Here is a 19,429-nt window from a genome sequence, read left to right as displayed (position 1 = left end):
CCCTCACTGTGCCACGCGCCGAGCGGGGGGGGGGGGGGGCGCCCCCGGGCCCCCCCCCCCGGGCCGGGGCCGCGCCAGCGCCAGGCGTGGTCGACCGGGCCGATCCCGGCGCCGAGCGCGAAGCCACCGGCGATCGCGCCGGTGATGTACGCCTTGGCCGAGCCGACCGCCTCCGGCAGCGACTCGCCCTTGGCCAGCCCGGCCGCGATCGCGCTGGCCAGGGTGCACCCGGTGCCGTGGGTGTGCCGGTTGTCGTAGCGCGGCGCCCGGTACCAGTGCACCTCGCCGGGCCCGCCGTAGAGCAGGTCCGCGGCCTCGCCCTCCAGGTGGCCGCCCTTGACCAGCGCCCAGCGCGGCCCGAGGTCGAGCAACGCCTTGGCGGCGTCCAGCATCTGCCCCTCGCCCTCGACGGTCCGGCCGGTGAGCTGGGTCACTTCGTGCAGGTTGGGGGTGGCCAGGGTGGCGACCGGCAGCAGCCGCTCGCGGACGGTGGCGACGGCCTCGGCGGCCAGCAGGGCGTCCCCGTGCTTGGAGACGCCGACCGGGTCGACGACCACCGGGGCGTCCACCCCGGCCAGCAGTTCGGAGACGGTCTCGACCAGTTCGATCGAGGCGAGCATGCCGGTCTTCACGGCCTGCACCCCGATGTCGTCGACCACACTGCGGAACTGCGCCCGGACGGCCTCGGCGGGCAGCTCCCAGTAGCCCTGGACGCCGAGCGAGTTCTGCGCGGTGACGGCGGTGATCACGCTCATGCCGTGGACGCCGAGGGCGAGCATCGCCTTGAGGTCGGCCTGGATGCCGGCGCCACCGCCGGAGTCGGAGCCGGCGACGGTGAGCACACGGGGAGGGGCAGTAGAGGGGCCGCGCGCAGCGCGACGGCCAAGGGCGGGGGTGGGAGACGGGTGGGCCATGAGGTCAACCTACCTGCGCGCGTTCGGAGCGCGGCAATCTACCTGCGCGCGTTCAGAGCACGGCCTCGGACTCCACCCAGCGGTCCTCCGGCACCGTCTTCAGCCGGGTCACCGCGTCGGCGATCGGCACCAGCTCGATCCCGGTCCGGCGCAGCGCGGTGAAGTGGCCGAACGCGCCCTGGTGGACGGCCTCGACGGCGTGCCAGCCGAAGCGGGTGGCGAGCACGCGGTCCCGGGCGGTCGGGGTGCCGCCGCGCTGGGTGTGCCCGAGGATGACCGGGCGGGCCTCCTTGCCGAGCAGGTTCTCCAGTTCGTGGGCGAGCCGGTTGCCGATCCCGCCGAAGGTCCGGTGGCCGTACTGGTCGACCTCGCCGTGGTCGAAGCGCATGGTGCCGGGCATCGGGGCGGCGCCCTCCGCGACGGCGATGATGGCGAACTTCTTGCCGCGGTCGAAGCGGTCGTCGACCATCCGGGCCACCGCCTCGATGTCGAAGGGCTTCTCCGGGATGAGGATGCCGTGCGCGCCGCCGGCCATGCCCGCGGTGAGGGTGATCCAGCCGGTGTGACGACCCATCAACTCGACGACCATGACGCGCTGGTGGGATTCCGCGGTGGTCTTGAGCCGGTCGATCGCCTCGGTCGCGACGTGCACCGCGGTGTCGAAGCCGAAGGTGGCGTCGGTGGCGTTGATGTCGTTGTCGATGGTCTTGGGCACCCCGACGACCGGCAGTCCGGCGTCGCTGAACAGCCTGGCGGCGGTCAGCGTGCCCTCGCCTCCGATCGCGATGAGCGCGTCGATGCCGATGTCCCGGGCCAGCGTCTTCGCGTTCTCCACCGCCCAGGAGATCCGCTCGCGCTGCACCCGGGCGGAGCCCAGGACGGTGCCGCCGAGGGTGAGCAGGCCGGTGACGTCGTCGTGCGAGACCGGCCGGGTGCGGCCTTCGATCAGGCCGAGGAAGCCGTCCAGGATGCCGACGATCTCGTCGCCGTGCACGTCCGTGCCCCGGTGCACGACGGAGCGGATCACCGCGTTGAGGCCGGGGCAGTCGCCGCCGCTGGTCAGTACACCGATACGCATGACTGGGTGCGCTCCCGCTCGCAGTGGTTCAGACCACCCACACCAGACGGCGGGCGGGCTCGGTTGTCGCCAGCCTACGCAAAACGGACCCGCGAAGCCCGTGCGCCGCGAGTGCGGGGGTCACGCGCCGCCCGCCGCGCGCCGGTGTCCGGGGGTCACCCGCCGTGTGCCGTACGACAATCGGCGCGGCCGCCCGTCACTCGGCGAAGTGGTCCCAGCCGCCGACCCGGTCCCAGGGCGCGCCGTCCACCGTCACCCGGCCGCTGCGACTGCCCCGGGGGCGGCCGGTCACCTCGCCCACCACCCGCCAGCGGGCCGGGAGTTGGACCCCTCGCGGGAAGGTCGCCACGATCGCGTGGTCCTCGCCGCCGGACAGCACCCAGACCAACGGGTCCACCCCGACCGCCTGTCCGATGTCGGCCATCTGCGCCGGGACGTCGAAGTCGGCGGCCTTCAGGTCGATGTCCACCGCGCTGGCCCGGGCCACGTGGCCGAGGTCGGCGACCAGTCCGTCGCTCACGTCGATCATCGAGGTCGCGCCCAACTCGGCGCCGGCCGGGCCCGCGTGGTACGGCGGCTCGGGCCGGCGGTGCGCCTCGACGAAGGCGCGGGGGGAGCGGAAGCCGCGTTGCAGCACGGTGAGTCCGGCGGCCGACCAGCCGAGCCAGCCGGTCACCGCGACCACGTCGCCGACCTGCGCACCGGCGCGCGTCACCGGGGCGCGCCCCTGGAGGTCGCCGAGCGCCGTGATGGCCAGCGTGACGGTGTCGCCGCGCACCACGTCGCCGCCGACCACCGTCGCCCCGGCCACCTGGCACTCGTCGCGCAGCCCGTCCATCAGCTCGGTGGCCCAGGTGGTGGGCAGGTCGGCGGGGGCGACCAGGCCGAGCAGTATCGCGGTGGGCACCGCTCCCATGGCGGCCACGTCGGCGAGGTTCTGTGCGGCGGCCTTGCGGCCCACGTCGTAGGCGGTGGACCAGTCCCGGCGGAAGTGCCGGTTCTCGATCAGGACGTCCGTGGTGGCCACCACCCGGCCGTCCGGGGCCTTCACCACCGCGGCGTCGTCACCGGGGCCGAGGTCGACCGCGTCGGTGAGCGGCACCCGGGCGGTCAGCTCCCTGATGAGACCGAACTCGCCGAGCTCGCCCACGGTCCCCTGCATCTGCCGTCCTCTCGCATGTCCATACTGAACTCGTCCCCGTCGCGCCCCCGCGCGCAGCGTACGCCCTTCCGGGGTGTCGGGGTCTCCCCTCCCCGGCCCACCGCGCGGTAGCGTGGTGATCAGACTGCCGGTGAGCCCGTTCCCACCCCGACGACCGTCCGGGCGCTCACGGCGGCGATCCCCGTAACCGGCCGCCGGAGGTCCCCGTGGTACAGGCATACATCCTGATCCAGACCGAGGTCGGCAAGGCCACCGCCGTGGCCCAGTCGATCTCCGAGATTCCCGGCGTCCTCCAGGCCGAGGACGTCACCGGCCCGTACGACGTCATCGTCCGGGCCGAGGCCGACACCGTGGACGACCTGGGCCGCCTGGTGGTGGCCAAGGTCCAGCAGGTGGAGGGCATCACCCGCACCCTCACCTGTCCGGTGGTGCACCTGTAAGGCCCGGCTACCATCGGCGGGTGGCCAGAGAACTCCGAATCCCCCGGGCGCTGACGGCACTGCCGGCGCCCGTCCGCTGGCTGGCCCTGCCGCTCGCCCTGACCTGCACGGTCGTCGTGCTGCTCGGCAGTTGGGGCTCCGCCGACGAATCGGTGGCGGCCCCCCGGCCGGGCGGCAAGGCGGCCGGGTACTGCCGCGCGCTGGCCGCGGCCCTGCCGCAGGAGCTGCTCGGCCACGCCCGCAAGGACCCGTCGCCCGCCTCTCCGTACGTGGCCGCGTGGGACACCACACCCCGGACGGTGCTGCGCTGCGGGATCGACCGCCCGGACGAGCTGAACGGCCCGCACGCCGCGGACATGTCGCCGACGGTCGACGACCTCACGTGGTGGTCGCAGAAGCTGGACGACGGCGGCTACCGCTTCGTCGCGACCATGCGTGCGGCGTACGTCGAGGTGACCTCCCCGGCCGGCGTCTACGCCAGCCCGCTGGACCCGGCCGCCGCCCTCACCGGCGCGGTGAAGGCCACCATCCCGGGCTGAGCCCGCGAGGGCGCCGAGAGGGCGGGCCGGGAGCTTCCTGGCCCGCCCTCCGTCGTCCGCGTGCGGCTACCGCAGGCCGGTCGAGCGGCGCAGCGCCGCCTGGAGCAGCCGGTCGATCAGCTCCGGGTAGGACAGCCCGGTGGCCTCCCACATCTTCGGGTAGGCCGAGATCGGGGTGAAGCCGGGCATGGTGTTGATCTCGTTGACCATCCAGGTGCCGTCCTCCAGCAGGAAGAAGTCCACCCGGGCCAGGCCCTCGCAGCCGAGCGCGTCGAACGCGGCCACCGCCTGGCGGCGGATCTCGGCGGTCTGCCCGTCGTCGAGCTTCGCCGGGATCTGCACCTCGGACGAGTCGATGTACTTGGCCTCGAAGTCGTAGAAGTCGAAGCCGTCGCCGACCAGCACCTCGGCCGGGAGGCTGGCCTTCGGGCCGTCCTCGGTCTCCAGCACGCCGCACTCGATCTCGCGGCCGCTCACGCCGGCCTCGATGATCAGCTTGGGGTCGTGCCGGCGGGCCTCCTCGATCGCGGCGTCGAGGTCGGCGAGGTCCTTGACCTTGGTGATGCCCATGCTGGAACCGGCCCGGCAGGGCTTCACGAACAGCGGCAGGCCGAGTTCGGCGGCCCGCTCGCGCACCGCGGCGCGGCCGGCCTCGCTCTCCCAGTCGCGCGGCCGCACGATGGTGTACCGGCCGACGCCCAGGCCGTGCGAGGCCAGGATCCGCTTGGTGAACTCCTTGTCCATGCCGACCGCGCTGGAGAGCACGCCGTTGCCGACGTAGGGCACGCCGGACAGCTCCAGCAGGCCTTGCAGGGTGCCGTCCTCGCCCCAGGGGCCGTGCAGCAGCGGGAACACCACGTCGACTTCGCCGAGGGCCTTGGGGGTGCTTCCCGGCTCGCTCAGGACGACCTCCCGGTCGCCCGGGGCGATCGGCAGCGCGACCTGCCCGTCCACGGACTCGGCGACGCCCGTGACGTCCGGCATCCGGCCGTCGGTGATGGCCATCCGGGCGGGCTCGTCGCTGACCAGCGCCCAGCGGCCCTCGGGGGTGATCCCGATCGGGAGCACCTCGTACTTCTCGCGGTCGATCGCCTTGAGCACGCTGCCGGCGGTGACCACCGAGACGCCGTGCTCGGAGCTGCGTCCGCCGAAGACCAGCGCGACGCGCGGCTTCGCAGCGGACGGGTTCGGGGAGGACTGTTCGATGCTCATATCGGGTTTGAGACTACCGTGCGAAGGGTTTCCGGGGCGTCAGCCGCCCCCGGCCACCGCCCCGGACCACCGCCGCGCCGTCAGCGCCGCTCAGCGCCGCTCGGCCTTCGCCGAACGGGACATCAGGGCCTGGAGCGCCTCCTGGGTGGGCCGCCCGTTGTGCACGACGTCCACCACCGCCTCGACGATCGGCATGTCGACGCCGTTGCGCCGGGCCAGGTCGAGCACCGACTCGCAGGACTTGACGCCCTCCGCGGTCTGCCGGGTCGCCGCGATGGTCTCCGCGAGCGACATGCCCCGGCCCAGGTTCATGCCGAAGGTGTTGTTGCGCGACAGCGGCGAGGAGCAGGTGGCGACCAGGTCGCCCATCCCGGCGAGCCCGGCGAAGGTGTGCGGGTCGGCGCCGAGCACCTCGCCGAGCCGGGTGGTCTCGGCCAGCCCGCGGGTGATCAGCGTCGCCTTGGTGTTGTCGCCGAGCCCCATACCGGCCGCCATGCCGACCGCCAGGCCGATCACGTTCTTGACCGCGCCGCCGAGCTCGCAGCCCAGCACGTCGGTGTTGGTGTACGGACGGAAGTACGGCGTGTGGCAGGCCGCCTGGAGCCGCTTGGCGACCGCCTCGTCCGCACAGGCGACGACGCTGGCGGCGGGCTGCCGGTTGGCGATCTCCCGGGCCAGGTTGGGCCCGCTGACCACTGCGACGCGCTCCGGGCCGACCTTGGTGACCTCGTCGATCACCTCGCTCATCCGCTTGGCGGTGCCGAGTTCGATGCCCTTCATCAGGCTCACCAGCACGGTCTGCGGCTCGATCAGCGGCGTCCAGGCGGCCAGGTTGTCGCGCAGCGTCTGCGAGGGCACCACCAGGACGGCGAAGTCGGCGCCGGCCAGCGCCTCGGCGGCGTCGGTGGTGGCCCGGACGGAGCCCGGCAGCGGCACGCCCGGCAGGTAGTCCGGGTTCTCGTGCGTGGTGTTGATGGCGTCGACGAGTTCCTGGCGGCGGGCCCACAGGACGACGTCACTGCCCGCGTCGGCCAGCACCATCGCGAAGGCGGTGCCCCACGAGCCCGTCCCCATCACTGCGCAGCGGGTCACCGGCCGCCCTCCTCGTCGTCGTTTCCGCCCTTGGCGCGCCGGCGTTCGGCGGCGGCCGCGGCGGCGCGGTTCCGGGCGGCCTTGCGCATGTCGTAGCGCTCGGCCGGCGGCTCCTCGCCGCGGACGTCGGCCAGCACGGCGGTGATCGCCGTCATGATGTCCTCGGTGGCGTCGCCCAGCACCTGGGCGGTGAGCTCCTGGCCCCGGTACTTGCTCAGGTCCACCGCGGGCCCCGCCGCCACGGTGACCCGGTGGCGCGGGAAGAGGTTGAACTTGCCCTTCCCGAAGCCCGGCCGGCCGTACGGCGGGATGATCTCGTGCGCTCCCCAGTGCGCGACCGGGATGACCGGCGCGCCGGTCATCAGCGCGACCCGGGCGACGCCGCTCTTGCCGGTCATCGGCCACAGGTCCGGGTCCCGGGTGAGCGTGCCCTCCGGGTAGAACTGCACGCACTGGCCGCCGTTGACGGCGTCGATAGCGGCCCGGAAAGCCTGCGCGGCATCGGTGGACTCGCGGAACACCGGAATCTGGCCGGTCTTGCGCAGCATGAATCCGATGAAGGGAATCGAGAACAGCGAGGACTTGCCGAGAATGCGCGGCGGACGGCCGCTGTTGTACTGCCAGTGCGCGTAGATCACCGGGTCGATGATCGAATTGTGGTTCACCGCGGCGATGAAGCCGCCTTCCTTCGGAAGGTGCTCCCAGCCCCGCCAGTCGGGCTTCACCAGCGCGGTCGTCACCGGCTTCACCAGCACGGCCGCGAAGCGGTACCAGATGCCGTAGTCGGCGTTGCCGAACTTGGCGTACGAGCGGCGGGCCACCCCAGGTCCTCCTCATCCGAAGCGGCACGTGGGGTGCCGCGGTCATAACCTCCCGGTGCCGCGCACCGGTACGGGACCGGTGCCCGGATCACGGGTGCGGAACAGTCTCGCCCGGCTGCTCACCGGCTGTCGAGCGACCGCACCAACCCGCCCGGCAGGCGTGATCAAACGCACGTCCGCACAGATCGGACGGCCTGGCGAGGGCTCCGGGACCGGCGTCACAATGACGCCGATGACCCAGGACACCGTACGCCCCAACGGGCCCGTCGCGCCCCCCGCACCCACCACCGACTGGTCGCTGGTGCTGCCGCTCAAGCCGCTCGCCCTCGCGAAGAGCCGACTGGCCCCGTACGCCGGGCCGCACCGGGCGGACCTCGCGCTGTCCTTCGCGCTCGACACCGCCACCGCCGCACTGGCCACCCCGGGCGTCGCCCGGGTCCTGGTGGTCACCCGGGACGCGGCGGCCGGCGCCCGGCTGGCGGCGCTGGGCGCGGTGGTGGTCGCCGACGAACCCGGCGAGGGCCTCAACGAGGCGCTGGTGCACGGCGCGGCGGCCGCCCTGGCACTCGCCCCGCGCTCGCCGCTGGCCGCCCTCTCGGCGGACCTGCCGGCCCTGCGCCCGGTCGAACTGGCCCGGGTGCTGGGCGCGGTGCCACCGGACGGCCGGGCCTTCCTGCCGGACTCCCCCGGCCTCGGCACCACGCTGCTCGCCTGCACCCCCGGGCGCCCGCTCTCCCCCGCCTTCGGGGACGGCTCACGGGCCCGGCACGCGGCCGGCGGAGCACTCGAACTGCGCCTGGCGGACGTGGAGTCGGTGCGCCGGGACGTCGACACCGGCGCGGACCTCGGCGAGGCCGCGGTGCTCGGCCTCGGCCCGTACACCAGCAGTCTGTTCGCCCGGCTGGCACGGGCCTGACCGGCGTCCCGCGGGACGCCGTCCGGCCGGTCGGGGCCGCTCGCTATGCTGCTGCCATGCAGGCCACCGCGTTCACCTTCGACCCCGCCACCCGGGCCGGCTCCGTGCTGCTCGACGACGGGACCCCGGTGCCGTTCGACGCGGCCGCCTTCGACGCCGGCGGTCTGCGACTGCTGCGGCCGGGCCAGCGGGTGCGGATCCGCACCGAGGGCGCCGGCGAGGCCCGCCGGGTGGTCTTCGTGACGCTGCAGACCTTCCCCGACCCCGCCGCGGGCTGACCGCCTTCCGCTGGCCGTCCCCCCGCTGCTCCTCCCCCGCCGTCCGGCACGTCCGCCTTCGCGTTCCGTGCCTGGTCACCGCCGGTCGGAGAATCCTGACTAAGCGCCCGGAAATCGAAAGAGCCGCGGCGACCCGGTCTCCGCAATTCACGGAGGGGGGTGCCGCGGCTCTCTGCCGAAGGCCGTCCGAGGACCGCTGCGCGGGACTACTTGGCAGAAGTCTTGCGCGCGGTGGTCTTGCGGGTGGCGGTCTTCTTCGCCGGAGCCGTCTTCTTGGCCGTCGCGGTCGCCTTCTTGGCGGTCGCGGTGGTCTTCTTCGCGGCGGCGGTGGTGGTCGCCTTCTTGGCGGCGGCGGCCGTCTTCTTGGTCGCGGTCGCGGTGGTCTTCTTCGCGGCGGCGGTGGTGGTCGCCTTCTTGGCGGCGGCGGCCGTCTTCTTGGTCGCGGTCGCGGTGGTCTTCTTGGCCGCGGCCGTGGTGGTCGCCTTCTTGGCGGCGGCCTTCTTGGCCGGAGCAGCGGCGGCGGCGGCCGTGGCGGCACGCTTGGTCGCGGCGCGCTTGGCGGCCGGGGTGGCGGCGACGCCGCTCTTGCCCGGGGTGAGGGAGCCCTTGGGGGCCTTCTTCACCGAGGGGCCTTCCTTCGGCAGCTTCTTGCTGCCGCTGACCAGGTCCTTGAAGCCCTGGCCGGGACGGAAGCGGGGCACCGAGGTCTTCTTGACCTTGACCTTCTCGCCGGTCTGCGGGTTGCGGGCGAAGCGCGCGGAGCGCTCCACCTTCTCGAAGGTGCCGAAACCAGTGACCGAAACCCGGTCACCGGCCACAACGGCACGGACCATGGTGTCGAGCACTGCGTCGACGGCCTCTGCGGCAGCCTTGCGACCGCCCAGCTGCTCGGCCACCGCTTCGACAAGCTGAGCCTTGTTCACGTCTTCCCCTTCGGAAACGGGCGCCGGATGATTCCATCCGTTCTTTTCGCACGTTAGGTATGTATCTGCGGACTTTCAATTACCAAACGCGCGAATCACCCTAGTGTCGCAATGGATTTGCGCGTCGGCGACCTCAGGCGACGGGCGGGCGCCCCTCGTCGAGGTCATGTACAAAGCGACTCAACCGCCTTGCCGCCTCCGGAAGATCGCGCTTGGCGGTCTCGGTGACGATGAGGAGTTGACGGGAGAGAGCGGTCTTTGCATCGGCAGACACGTTCAGCGCATGCACGCGGGCGTGAGCTTGCTTCAACCGCTCGGCCACAAGCGCGTAGAGCGCTGCGACTTCCTGGTCGTCCGGCCCCTCAGCTGGTGCGGAGGCGACGTCCGGCCGATCGTCAATTCGGCGTTCGGATCCCCGGCCCACGGACTCCGGAGCCGCGGGTTCGCCGCCCGCGTACGGAGGTTCATGGTGCCGGTGCATGTACTGATTGTGCCATCTACCCGCAGTTGTACTTGCGCGGGGCCCTCTCCGGCAAAGCCAAATGGGCAATCCGGGGTGGGCCGCGGCGCTAACTCGTGCTCCGGAACGGCGGATGGCCCGCCCCCCCGAAGGGGAGGCGGGCCATCCGGTGGATCGCCAGAATGCTTGTTCTGAGGGGATCTCAGGCAACCGGCAGAGTACGGGGCTTGAAGGCCGGACGGGTCGCTTCGAAGGTCGCGATGTCGGCCTCGTTCCGCAGGGTGATGCTGATGTCGTCCAGCCCGTTGAGCAGCCGCCACCGGACGTTGTCGTCCAGTTCGAAAGACGCGGTGACGCCCTCGGCCCGGACTTCGCGGGCTTCCAGATCAACGGTGATCTCGGCCGAAGGGTTACTCTCGGTGAGCGCCCAGAGCCGTTCCACGGTCTCTTGCGGCAGGACGACCGTCAGCAGTCCGTTCTTCAGGGAATTCCCACGGAAGATGTCCGCGAAGCGCGACGAGATGACCGCGTGGAAGCCGTAGTTCTGCAGCGCCCAGACGGCGTGCTCGCGGGAGGAGCCGGTGCCGAACTCCGGGCCGGCCACCAGGACCGTGGCGCCCTGTCGCTCGGGCCGGTTGAGGATGAACGACTCGTCCTTGCGCCAGGCCTCGAAAAGGCCGCCCTCGAAACCGGAACGGGTGACCTTCTTGAGCCAGTGGGCCGGGATGATCTGGTCGGTGTCCACGTTCGAGCGCCGCAGCGGAACGGCCCGGCCGGTGTGGGTGGTGAACTTCTCCATGGTTCTCAGGCCTCCACAGCCACGTTGGTGTCCGCCAGGTCGGAGGGCAGATCGGACGGTGCGGCCAGACGGCCCAGGACGGCGGTCGCGGCGGCGACCTGCGGGGACACCAGGTGGGTCCGGCCGCCCTTGCCCTGCCGGCCCTCGAAGTTGCGGTTCGAGGTGGAGGCGCAGCGCTCGCCGGGGGCGAGCTGGTCGGGGTTCATGCCCAGGCACATCGAGCAGCCCGCGTGGCGCCACTCGGCGCCGGCCGCGGTGAACACCTTGTCCAGGCCCTCCTCCACGGCTTGCAGGGCGACCCGGACGGAGCCCGGGACGACCAGCATCCGTACGCCGTCGGCGATCCGGCGGCCCTCCACGACGGCGGCGGCGGCGCGCAGGTCCTCGATCCGGCCGTTGGTGCAGGAGCCGACGAAGACGGCGTCGACGCTGACCTCGCGCAGCGGGGTGCCGGCCTCCAGGCCCATGTAGGCGAGGGCGTTCTCGGCGGCCGCGCGCTCCTGCGGGTCGGCGAAGGAGGCCGGGTCCGGCACGTCGGAGCCCAGCGGGGCGCCCTGGCCGGGGTTGGTGCCCCAGGTGACGAACGGGGTCAGCGCGGCCGCGTCGATGAAGATCTCGTGGTCGAAGACCGCGTCCTCGTCGGTGCCCAGGGTCGACCAGTACGCGACGGCGGCGTCCCAGTCCTCGCCCTGCGGGGCGTGCGGACGGCCCTTGAGGTAGTCGAAGGTGGTCTCGTCCGGGGCGATCATGCCCGCCCGGGCGCCGGCCTCGATGGACATGTTGCAGATGGTCATCCGGGCTTCCATGGACAGGCCCCGGATCGCCGAACCGCGGTACTCCAGGACGTATCCCTGGCCGCCGCCGGTGCCGATCTTGGTGATCACGGCCAGGATCAGGTCCTTGGCGGTGACGCCCTCGGGCAGTTCGCCCTCGACCGTGACGGCCATGGTCCGGAAGGGCGCCAGCGGCAGCGTCTGGGTGGCCAGCACGTGCTCGACCTGGCTGGTGCCGATGCCGAACGCCAGTGCGCCGAAGGCGCCGTGGGTCGAGGTGTGGGAGTCGCCGCAGACCACGGTCATGCCGGGCTGGGTCAGGCCCAGCTGCGGGCCGACCACGTGCACGACGCCCTGCTCGATGTCGCCGAGCGAGTGGATCCGGACGCCGAACTCGGCGGCGTTGCGGCGCAGCGTCTCCAACTGCACCTTGGACACCGGGTCGGCGATCGGCTTGTCGATGTCGACGGTGGGGGTGTTGTGGTCCTCGGTGGCGATCGTCAGATCGGTGCGGCGGACCGTCCGGCCGGCCAGCCGCAGCCCGTCGAAGGCCTGCGGGCTGGTCACCTCGTGGAGCAGGTGGAGGTCGATGAAGAGCAGGTCGGGCTCTCCCTCCGCGCGCCGCACGACGTGGTCGTCCCAGACCTTCTCTGCGAGTGTCCGTCCCATCGGATTCCCTCCAGCCGGCCGCGTTGCCGGCCTTCTCGTGTCGTCGAGGTCGGAGCTCCCGCCGCCCTGTGGCGGGCGCGTTCGCGCGACCTGCACGCCGGATCGCTGTCCACGATGCGGACACTCTGGTGAGGTCGCATCCTGGATGCCTCCCGGGCTGCTGCATCCAGAGTGGCGCTTTTCCCGGAAGATTGAACTTGCGTCTCGCGGAATGAGACTGCAGTCTTAGGGCATGGACAACTCTAGCGGCGTCGGCGTTCTCGACAAGGCCGCTCTGGTGCTGAGCGCACTGGAGTCGGGCCCCGCCACGTTGGCGGGGCTGGTCGCCGCCACCGGTCTGGCGCGCCCCACGGCCCACCGGCTCGCCGTCGCACTCGAACACCACCGTCTGGTCACCAGGGACATGCAGGGGCGATTCATCCTCGGCCCCCGTCTCTCCGAACTCTCCGCCGCGGCGGGCGAGGACCGGCTGCTCGCCACCGCGGGCCCGGTCCTGACCCACCTGCGCGACGTCACCGGCGAGAGCGCACAGCTCTACCGCCGCCAGGGCGAGATGCGGATCTGCGTAGCCGCCGCCGAGCGGCTCTCCGGCCTGCGGGACACCGTCCCGGTCGGCAGCACCCTGCCGATGAAGGCCGGCTCGGCCGCCCAGGTCCTGCTGGCCTGGGAGGAGCCCGAGCGGCTCCACCGTGGCCTCCAGGGCGCCCGTTTCACCGCCACCGCGCTCAGCGGCGTCCGCCGGCGCGGCTGGGCCCAGTCGATCGGCGAGCGCGAGCCGGGCGTCGCGTCCGTCTCCGCTCCCGTGCGCGGCCCCTCCAACCGCGTGGTGGCCTCCGTCTCCGTCTCCGGCCCGATCGAGCGGCTGACCCGTCACCCGGGCCGCCTGCACGCCCAGGCCATCATCGAGGCCGCGAACCGGCTCACCGAGGCGCTCCGCCGCGGCTGACCGCCGCCATCCGGAAAGGGCCCCGCGCAGCACCACCGCGCGGGGCCCTTCGGAATGCTCCGGGAAATACAAAAAAAGACCCCGGAAACCGGGGCCTTGAATTTCTGGCTGGGGTACCAGGACTCGAACCTAGACTAAATGAACCAGAATCACTCGTGCTGCCAATTACACCATACCCCAACGCAAAGCAAGGGCCGATGGGATAACCCACCGGCTTCATGCTCTGAAGTACCCCCGACCGGATTCGAACCGGCGCTACTGCCGTGAGAGGGCAGCGTGCTAGGCCGCTACACAACGGGGGCTTCCTGGCGATCCCTTGCGAGATCAGTACCCCCGACCGGATTCGAACCGGCGCTACTGCCGTGAGAGGGCAGCGTGCTAGGCCGCTACACAACGGGGGCTTTCCAGGTGATCCCTTGCGGGATCAGTACCCCCGACCGGATTCGAACCGGCGCTACTGCCGTGAGAGGGCAGCGTGCTAGGCCGCTACACAACGGGGGCTTGTTCTTCACTTGTACTGCTGGACTTGCGTACTGCGCTGGGGTACCAGGACTCGAACCTAGACTAAATGAACCAGAATCACTCGTGCTGCCAATTACACCATACCCCACCAGAGTTGAACCCCTGTCGGGGCCTTCTCAGGCGTTGCGCCTCTCGTTCGGGGCCGGGTGGAGGGTTTCACTCCCTCGTCCGTTCCCTCCCGGGCGGCGCAGAAAGAACATTACCCGACGCCGGCCCCGGCTCCAAAATCGATAACCCCAGGCAGCGGCCGGGCGACCTGGCGGTGACGTCCCGGCGGTGACGTCCGGGCAGGCAGCGGGCCCGGCACGAGGCCGGCCCCGCAGCCTGCTCAGCGGCCCGCTCAGGCGGCCGGCAGGGCCTCCAGGGCGGAGTTCAGCCGGCGCAGCGTCTCGGGGCGCCCGAGCAGCTCCATCGACTCGAACAGCGGCGGCGAGACCCGGCGGCCGGTGACGGCGACCCGCAGCGGCGTGAACGCGAACTTGGGCTTGATGCCCAGCCCGTCCACCAGCGCCTCGCGCAGCGCGGCCTGGATCGGCTCCGGGCTGAAGTCCGCGAGCGCCTCCAGCGCCTTGACGCTGGCCTCCAGCACCGGGCGGGCGTCGGCGGTCAGCGCCTTGGCGGCGTCGTCCGGGTCGACGGTGAAGTCGGCCGGGTCGACGAACAGGAAGCCGGCCATGTTCACGATCTCGCTCAGCACGACCATCCGCTCCTGGGTGAGCGGCGCGATCTTCGCGAGCAGGTCCAGCTGCTCGGCGGTCGGCTCGGCCGGCAGCAGCCCGGGGGCCTGGAGGTACGGCACCAGGCGGCGGACGAAGTCCTCCGGGGCCAGCTTGCGGACGTGCTCGGCGTTGATCGCCTCGCACTTCTTCAGGTCGAAGCGGGCCGGGTTGGCGTTCACCTTGGCGATGTCGAAGGCGGCGACCATCTCGTCGATGCCGAACAGGTCGCGGTCGTCGGCCAGCGACCAGCCCAGCAGGGACAGGTAGTTGAGCAGGCCCTCGGGGATGAAGCCGCGCTCGCGGTACAGGTTGAGCGAGGCCTGCGGGTCGCGCTTGGAGAGCTTCTTGTTGCCCTCGCCCATCACGTACGGCAGGTGGCCGAAGCGCGGGGTGGTGCCGTCGCCGACGCCGATCTCGGCGAGCGCGGCGTACAGCGCGATCTGCCGCGGGGTGGAGGAGAGCAGGTCCTCGCCGCGCAGCACGTGGGTGATGCCCATCAGGGCGTCGTCCACCGGGTTGACCAGGGTGTACAGCGGGGCGCCGTTGGCCCGGACGATGCCGTAGTCCGGCACGTTCTCCGGCTCGAAGGTGAGCGTGCCGCGCACCAGGTCGTCGAAGCTGAGGGTGCGGTCGGGCATCCGGAAGCGCAGGATCGGCTCGCGCTTCTCCAGCTTGTAGACGGCGACCTGCTCGTCCGTCAGCTCGCGGCAGTGGCCGTCGTAGCCGGAGGGCTTGCCGGCCGCACGGGCGGCCTCGCGGCGGGCGTCCAGCTCCTCGGTGCTGCAGTAGCAGTGGTAGGCGTGGCCGGCCTCGTGCAGGCGGCGGGCGACGTCGGCGTAGATGTCCATCCGCTGGGACTGGCGGTACGGCTCGTGCGGGCCGCCGACCTCCGGGCCCTCGTCCCAGTCGAAGCCGAGCCAGCGCATCGCGTCGAGCAGCTGGTCGTACGACTCCTCGGAGTCGCGGGCCGAGTCGGTGTCCTCGATCCGGAAGACCAGCGTGCCGCCGTTGTGGCGGGCGTAGGCCCAGTTGAAGAGGGCCGTGCGGACCAGGCCCACGTGCGGGTTCCCGGTCGGGGACGGACAGAAACGAACCCGGACGGCCGGGTTGCCCGCGGCGGAGCCGCTGAGCTTTTCACTAGCCACGCTTGATCACCTTGTTGGTGAGAGTGCCGATGCCTTCGATGGAGACGGCGACCTCGTCGCCGACGTTGAGCGGGCCCACCCCTGCGGGCGTGCCGGTGAGGATGACGTCGCCGGGCAGCAGCGTCATGGCCTCGGAGATGTGGACGATCAGCTCGGCGACCGAGCGGACCATCTGGGAGGTGCGGCCGGCCTGCCGGAGCTCGCCGTTGACCGTGCAGGTGACGGCGAGGTCGGCCGGGTCCAGGTCGGTCTCGATCCACGGGCCCAGCGGGCAGGAGGTGTCGAAGCCCTTGGCCCGGGCCCACTGGCCCTCGCGCTTCTGCACGTCCCGGGCGGTGACGTCGTTGGCGCAGGTGTAGCCGAGGATCACCTCGGGCACCCGGTCCAGCGGCACCTCGCGGCACATCCGGCCGATCACCACGGCGAGTTCGGCCTCGTGCTGGACGTCCGAGGAGAACGGCGGGTACGCGATGTTCTCGGTCGGGCCGATCACCGAGGTGGACGGCTTGAAGAAGGTGAGCGGCACGTCCGGGACGTCGTTGCCCAGTTCGGCGGCGTGCGCCGCGAAGTTGCGGCCGACCGCCACGATCTTGTTGGGGAGCATCGGGCTGAGCAGCCGGACGTCCTGGAAGCGGTAACTCTCGCCGGTCGGCTGGGGCTGGCCGAACGGGTGGCCGGCCAGCGCGTGGACGACCAGCGAGTCGGGCTGGGAAGGGTCGCCCTCCACCACGCCGAAGGAGACGCTGCCGGCGGCAGGGCTCCCTTCCCGGACGGAAAACCTGGCAATGCGCACGGCTGGGATACCCCTCGCTTCGTCGACCGCCCGGGGCGCGCCCGGGCGCTGGTGGGCGCCTCGCCCACAGTGGGCGCGGCCCCGTCAATCGTCGTCCAGGCTATCGCGTGGGGCCCCGGCTGACCGCTTTGCCCCTGTTCAGCGCGGTCGGGCCGCGAGCCCCGGCGACCGCCCGGGAACGCCGCAGGGCGCCGCGGCCGCCCTCGGTGGCGCGGCCGCGACGCCCTGTCGGAGCGGGGGTCGGGTCAGTCCTGCACGACGACGGGCGCCGGGGCGACCATCAGCTGGGTGCGGCGCGGGTTGGCGGTGCTGGCCGGCAGTTCGGTGCCGTAGGTGACGGCGTCCTCGGGCTTGCGGGCACCCGGGATCGTGCTGAAGTCCGCGACCGAGGCCAGCGTCGTCCGGCGCGGGTTCGCCGTGGAGCGGCAGGGCAGCGTGGACTTGGTGGCGGCCTTCTTCGCCTGGGACATCGAGAGCACCTCGTGGTCGCGGCCGGTCGGATCGCGGCGGATCGTCACCGGCCTGATTGATTCCGAATGATTCGGAGGGGTTCTGGGCAGGCTGATCGGGGCCGTGCTCCGGAGACAGCCAGGTTACGAGATCTCATTCCACAGGGACCGTGACCAAAGCTACACATTAGACTGTGATTTTGATCACAAATTCATGAGCGAATTGCAGATATCCGACATATCGCCGCAACGGTATTTTCCGGCATATCTCCGATAACGGTCATTCCGGAAGGTCTGTGACTCTTTTCGATCTCGGGCCGGGTTGGCATGTATCCGGCGAGTGTCCGAAAAATGCGGTATTCCGGTCCTGTTACGACACAGTCAGTGAAGTCACGCACGCGTTCGGTAGCGCCGCGCGGCGTGTCCTGGCGGCCCTTGTTGGGATTCCCCGGCTGTGCTGGAATGCCACGGACCGTGGGTAGGGAGAAGTCCACCCCGGCGACGCGCTCACCCGGACCAGCCGGGGAGCGGAAGGAAACTCGACACCGTCCGGTCCGCGGCGACGCGGCGGGACGCCCGGTCCAGAGGTTGCGACGCCAGTGCAGGGACGTTTCAAAAGGGGTAGCGGCGGCGCGGGTAACCCGGAGTCGCACGAGCCCGTGGCAGCCCCCCAGCAGGCGGCGGCTCCCGGCAGCCCGGCCGAGCCGGTGGTCCCCGAGGCCCCCGGCCACCCGGAGGACGACGGCCAGGAACGGAAGTCCGCCCGGGACAAGCTCCGGACCACCCTGACCCGGCGACGGGCCACCGGTCTGAGCCGGCTCGCGATGCGCAACTGGCGCATCCGGACCCGACTGATCGCCCTGCTCGCCCTGCCCGTCCTGGTCTCCCTGGTCCTCGGTGGCCTGCGGATCCAGGCCTCGATGCAGAACTCGCAGCAGCTCTCCCAGATGGCCAACCTGTCCGACCTGGCCAAGAAGGCGACCAACCTCGCGGACGCCCTGCAGACCGAGCGCGACATCAGCGCCGGCTACATCACCGCGCGCCCCAACGACCCGCTCGACGACGACATCGTCACCGCCCGCAGGGCCACCGACGACCTGAGCCGCACCTTCACCGCGTCCTCGGACAAGTTCGAGAACCTCGAACTCTCGGGCGGGAAGGCGCTGCTGTTCCAGATCCGCAGGGACCTGAACTCGATCTCGGACGCGCGCAACACGCCGTACCAGAACAACCAGAACATCCAGTCGACGATCACCGCCTACGACGTGATCATCCGCGACCTGCTGGCCATCACCCAGGACATCGCGCTCGCGTCGAACAACACGGACCTGCTCGTCGCGACCCGCTCGCTGCAGCAGTTCTCGCTGGCCAAGAACGCCACCTCGCAGCAGCGCGCCCTGATCGGCGCCGCACTCGCCAACCCCAAGGGCCCCGACCTCAGCCCCAGCGACGAGTCCTTCGGCATCCGCCTGCGCACCTCGTACGACAACTCGCTCACCAGCTTCAACAACATCTACACCGCGCACGACCTGGACAACCTGCGCGGCCAGCTCAGCTACAACTCGGTGATCGCCGACGCCGACCGGTACGCGCGCTCGATCCTCCAGCCGAGCGGTATCCACCAGACCGACCCGGTGACCTACAAGGACTGGTACGAGAAGGCCAGCGCCAAGATCACCGCCGAGCGCCGGATCGAGTCCAAGCTCATCGAGGACCTCGACGGCAAGGCCCAGGACCTCCAGTCCCAGGCCGACACCGAGGCCATCATCATCGGTGCCGCCATCGCCCTGGTGCTGCTCGTCGCCCTCGGTGGCGCCGGTCTGATCGCCCGCTCGATGGTGCGCTCGCTGACCCGGCTGCAGGCCGCGGCCGAGGACGTCGCCGAGCGCCGCCTGCCCGAGCTGGTCAAGACCCTCTCCGAGAGCGACCCGCACGACGTCGACACGACGGTCGAACCGGTGGCCGTCGACTCCACCGACGAGATCGGCCACGTGGCGCACGCCTTCGACATGGTGCACAGCGAGGCCGTCCGCCTCGCCGCCGAGCAGGCCCTCCTGCGCGGCAACATCAACGCGATGTTCACCAACCTCTCGCGCCGCAGCCAGGGCCTCATCCAGCGCCAGCTGTCGCTCATCTCCGAACTGGAGAGCCGCGAGGCCGACCCGGACCAGCTGGCCAACCTCTTCAAGCTGGACCACCTCGCGACCCGCATGCGCCGCAACGGCGAGAACCTCCTCGTCCTCGCCGGTGAGGACCCGGGCCGCCGCTGGACCAGGCCCGTCCCGCTGGTCGACGTGCTCCGCGCCGCCGCCTCCGAGGTGGAGCAGTACGAGCGCATCGAACTCGCCGCCGTGCCGTCGGCCGAGGTCGCCGGCCGCGTCGTCAACGACCTCGTCCACCTGCTCGCCGAGCTGCTGGAGAACGCCACCTCGTTCTCCAGCCCGCAGACCCGCGTCCGGGTCACCGGCCACGCGCTGCCCGACGGCCGCGTCCTGGTCGAGATCCACGACACCGGCATCGGCCTGAGCCCCGACGACCTCGCCGAGATCAACGAGCGCCTCGCCAACCCGCCGACGGTGGACGTCTCGGTCTCCCGCCGCATGGGCCTCTTCGTGGTCGGCCGCCTGTCCCTGCGACACGGCATCCGCATCCAGCTGCGCCCCAGCGACTCCGGCGGCACCACCGCGCTGGTCATGCTCCCGGTCGACGTCACCAACTCCGCCGACCGCCGCGGCCCCGCCCGGCCCGGCCCCGCCCAGGCCAAGCAGCAGCGCGGGGT

19 protein-coding genes and 5 tRNA genes are annotated in these 19,429 nt (G+C 71.6%); 6 read left to right on the top strand and 18 right to left on the bottom strand.

Annotation, left to right across the window (positions count from 1 at the left end; genetic code table 11):
- The 3 genes from thiD to ACFV6I_RS22810 all read right to left on the bottom strand — a co-directional run.
- Positions 1-914: bifunctional hydroxymethylpyrimidine kinase/phosphomethylpyrimidine kinase (gene thiD, locus ACFV6I_RS22820; RefSeq protein WP_380427317.1), on the bottom strand; the 914-nt coding region annotated here is incomplete at its 3' end.
- A gap of 52 nt (positions 915-966) precedes the next feature.
- Positions 967-1,992: a 6-phosphofructokinase gene (locus ACFV6I_RS22815; protein WP_063347703.1), complete on the bottom strand. Its 1,026-nt coding sequence runs from the start codon at positions 1,990-1,992 to the stop codon at positions 967-969.
- Positions 1,993-2,188: 196 nt separating this feature from the next.
- Positions 2,189-3,154 (bottom strand): thiamine-phosphate kinase, encoded by a 966-nt coding sequence (locus tag ACFV6I_RS22810; protein WP_063347704.1) that lies wholly within the window; start codon positions 3,152-3,154, stop codon positions 2,189-2,191.
- Between the two features lie 206 nt (positions 3,155-3,360).
- Between ACFV6I_RS22810 and ACFV6I_RS22805 the strand changes: the two genes are divergently transcribed.
- Positions 3,361-3,594, top strand: coding sequence for an Lrp/AsnC ligand binding domain-containing protein (locus ACFV6I_RS22805; RefSeq protein ID WP_363375953.1), 234 nt, complete (start codon positions 3,361-3,363; stop codon positions 3,592-3,594).
- Positions 3,595-3,614: 20 nt separating this feature from the next.
- On the top strand, positions 3,615-4,133 hold the full coding sequence (locus ACFV6I_RS22800; protein ID WP_380427315.1) for a DUF3515 domain-containing protein: 519 nt from the start codon (positions 3,615-3,617) through the stop codon (positions 4,131-4,133).
- A gap of 66 nt (positions 4,134-4,199) precedes the next feature.
- On the opposite strand, the gene ACFV6I_RS22795 is transcribed toward ACFV6I_RS22800, so the two are convergent.
- The 3 genes from ACFV6I_RS22795 to ACFV6I_RS22785 form a co-directional block, all read right to left on the bottom strand.
- Complete coding sequence (locus ACFV6I_RS22795) at positions 4,200-5,345, bottom strand: D-alanine--D-alanine ligase family protein (protein ID WP_363375958.1); 1,146 nt, start codon at positions 5,343-5,345, stop codon at positions 4,200-4,202.
- Positions 5,346-5,435: 90 nt separating this feature from the next.
- Positions 5,436-6,419, bottom strand: coding sequence for an NAD(P)H-dependent glycerol-3-phosphate dehydrogenase (locus ACFV6I_RS22790; protein ID WP_079135606.1), 984 nt, complete (start codon positions 6,417-6,419; stop codon positions 5,436-5,438).
- Between the two features lie 14 nt (positions 6,420-6,433).
- Positions 6,434-7,258: a 1-acyl-sn-glycerol-3-phosphate acyltransferase gene (locus tag ACFV6I_RS22785; RefSeq protein WP_063347708.1), complete on the bottom strand. Its 825-nt coding sequence runs from the start codon at positions 7,256-7,258 to the stop codon at positions 6,434-6,436.
- Between the two features lie 232 nt (positions 7,259-7,490).
- On the opposite strand from ACFV6I_RS22785, the gene cofC reads away from it, so the two are divergent.
- Together cofC and ACFV6I_RS22775 are read left to right on the top strand one after the other, a co-directional pair.
- On the top strand, positions 7,491-8,174 hold the full coding sequence (cofC, locus tag ACFV6I_RS22780) for a 2-phospho-L-lactate guanylyltransferase (RefSeq protein ID WP_063347709.1): 684 nt from the start codon (positions 7,491-7,493) through the stop codon (positions 8,172-8,174).
- A 56-nt stretch (positions 8,175-8,230) separates the two neighbouring features.
- On the top strand, positions 8,231-8,452 hold the full coding sequence (locus tag ACFV6I_RS22775) for a hypothetical protein (protein ID WP_063347710.1): 222 nt from the start codon (positions 8,231-8,233) through the stop codon (positions 8,450-8,452).
- A 206-nt stretch (positions 8,453-8,658) separates the two neighbouring features.
- On the opposite strand, the gene ACFV6I_RS22770 is transcribed toward ACFV6I_RS22775, so the two are convergent.
- The 4 genes from ACFV6I_RS22770 to leuC form a co-directional block, all read right to left on the bottom strand.
- Positions 8,659-9,375, bottom strand: coding sequence for an HU family DNA-binding protein (locus ACFV6I_RS22770; protein WP_063347711.1), 717 nt, complete (start codon positions 9,373-9,375; stop codon positions 8,659-8,661).
- Positions 9,376-9,508: 133 nt separating this feature from the next.
- Positions 9,509-9,856 (bottom strand): hypothetical protein, encoded by a 348-nt coding sequence (locus ACFV6I_RS22765; RefSeq protein WP_371517045.1) that lies wholly within the window; start codon positions 9,854-9,856, stop codon positions 9,509-9,511.
- Positions 9,857-10,037: 181 nt separating this feature from the next.
- Positions 10,038-10,634, bottom strand: coding sequence for a 3-isopropylmalate dehydratase small subunit (gene leuD, locus ACFV6I_RS22760; protein WP_063347712.1), 597 nt, complete (start codon positions 10,632-10,634; stop codon positions 10,038-10,040).
- A gap of 5 nt (positions 10,635-10,639) precedes the next feature.
- On the bottom strand, positions 10,640-12,076 hold the full coding sequence (gene leuC, locus ACFV6I_RS22755; RefSeq protein WP_380427313.1) for a 3-isopropylmalate dehydratase large subunit: 1,437 nt from the start codon (positions 12,074-12,076) through the stop codon (positions 10,640-10,642).
- A gap of 232 nt (positions 12,077-12,308) precedes the next feature.
- Between leuC and ACFV6I_RS22750 the strand changes: the two genes are divergently transcribed.
- Positions 12,309-13,022 (top strand): IclR family transcriptional regulator, encoded by a 714-nt coding sequence (locus ACFV6I_RS22750; RefSeq protein WP_063347714.1) that lies wholly within the window; start codon positions 12,309-12,311, stop codon positions 13,020-13,022.
- Positions 13,023-13,127: 105 nt separating this feature from the next.
- Here the strand turns inward: ACFV6I_RS22750 and ACFV6I_RS22745 are convergent.
- The 8 genes from ACFV6I_RS22745 to ACFV6I_RS22710 all read right to left on the bottom strand — a co-directional run bounded on the left by ACFV6I_RS22745 (position 13,128) and on the right by ACFV6I_RS22710 (position 16,719).
- Positions 13,128-13,202, bottom strand: a tRNA-Gln gene (locus ACFV6I_RS22745).
- A 49-nt stretch (positions 13,203-13,251) separates the two neighbouring features.
- Positions 13,252-13,324: transfer RNA gene (locus ACFV6I_RS22740), tRNA-Glu, on the bottom strand.
- Positions 13,325-13,350: 26 nt separating this feature from the next.
- A tRNA-Glu gene (locus ACFV6I_RS22735) sits at positions 13,351-13,423 on the bottom strand.
- Positions 13,424-13,450: 27 nt separating this feature from the next.
- Positions 13,451-13,523, bottom strand: a tRNA-Glu gene (locus ACFV6I_RS22730).
- Positions 13,524-13,560: 37 nt separating this feature from the next.
- Positions 13,561-13,632 (bottom strand) — tRNA-Gln (locus tag ACFV6I_RS22725).
- 252 nt (positions 13,633-13,884) lie between these two features.
- Complete coding sequence (gene gltX, locus ACFV6I_RS22720; protein ID WP_363375967.1) at positions 13,885-15,408, bottom strand: glutamate--tRNA ligase; 1,524 nt, start codon at positions 15,406-15,408, stop codon at positions 13,885-13,887.
- Positions 15,401-16,201 (bottom strand): fumarylacetoacetate hydrolase family protein, encoded by an 801-nt coding sequence (locus tag ACFV6I_RS22715; protein WP_063347716.1) that lies wholly within the window; start codon positions 16,199-16,201, stop codon positions 15,401-15,403. Before ACFV6I_RS22715 ends, gltX begins: the two co-directional genes overlap by 8 nt.
- Positions 16,202-16,446: 245 nt before the next feature.
- Entirely contained in the window at positions 16,447-16,719 is a 273-nt protein-coding gene (locus ACFV6I_RS22710) for a hypothetical protein (RefSeq protein ID WP_347878533.1), read from the bottom strand.
- Between the two features lie 590 nt (positions 16,720-17,309).
- On the opposite strand from ACFV6I_RS22710, the gene ACFV6I_RS22705 reads away from it, so the two are divergent.
- Positions 17,310-19,429, top strand: a 2,120-nt coding sequence (locus ACFV6I_RS22705) for a nitrate- and nitrite sensing domain-containing protein (protein ID WP_380427311.1), incomplete at its 3' end; no start/stop codon positions are given.

It is taken from the genome of Kitasatospora sp. NPDC059803 (genome assembly GCF_042732255.1).
Classification (GTDB): Bacteria; Actinomycetota; Actinomycetes; order Streptomycetales; family Streptomycetaceae; genus Kitasatospora.
The sequence above is the reverse complement of the archived record's forward strand: the minus strand, read 5'-3'. Positions and strand labels throughout refer to the sequence as shown.

Coding starts and splice junctions, on each gene's coding strand:
- ACFV6I_RS22790 (WP_079135606.1), bottom strand. CDS start 6,419: ATGGGGACGGGCTCGTGGGGCACCGCCTTCGCGATGGTGCTGGCCGAC.
- ACFV6I_RS22765 (WP_371517045.1), bottom strand. CDS start 9,856: ATGCACCGGCACCATGAACCTCCGTACGCGGGCGGCGAACCCGCGGCT.
- cofC (WP_063347709.1), top strand. CDS start 7,491: ATGACCCAGGACACCGTACGCCCCAACGGGCCCGTCGCGCCCCCCGCA.
- ACFV6I_RS22795 (WP_363375958.1), bottom strand. CDS start 5,345: ATGAGCATCGAACAGTCCTCCCCGAACCCGTCCGCTGCGAAGCCGCGC.
- leuC (WP_380427313.1), bottom strand. CDS start 12,076: ATGGGACGGACACTCGCAGAGAAGGTCTGGGACGACCACGTCGTGCGG.
- ACFV6I_RS22815 (WP_063347703.1), bottom strand. CDS start 1,992: ATGCGTATCGGTGTACTGACCAGCGGCGGCGACTGCCCCGGCCTCAAC.
- ACFV6I_RS22775 (WP_063347710.1), top strand. CDS start 8,231: ATGCAGGCCACCGCGTTCACCTTCGACCCCGCCACCCGGGCCGGCTCC.
- ACFV6I_RS22750 (WP_063347714.1), top strand. CDS start 12,309: ATGGACAACTCTAGCGGCGTCGGCGTTCTCGACAAGGCCGCTCTGGTG.
- ACFV6I_RS22810 (WP_063347704.1), bottom strand. CDS start 3,154: ATGCAGGGGACCGTGGGCGAGCTCGGCGAGTTCGGTCTCATCAGGGAG.
- leuD (WP_063347712.1), bottom strand. CDS start 10,634: ATGGAGAAGTTCACCACCCACACCGGCCGGGCCGTTCCGCTGCGGCGC.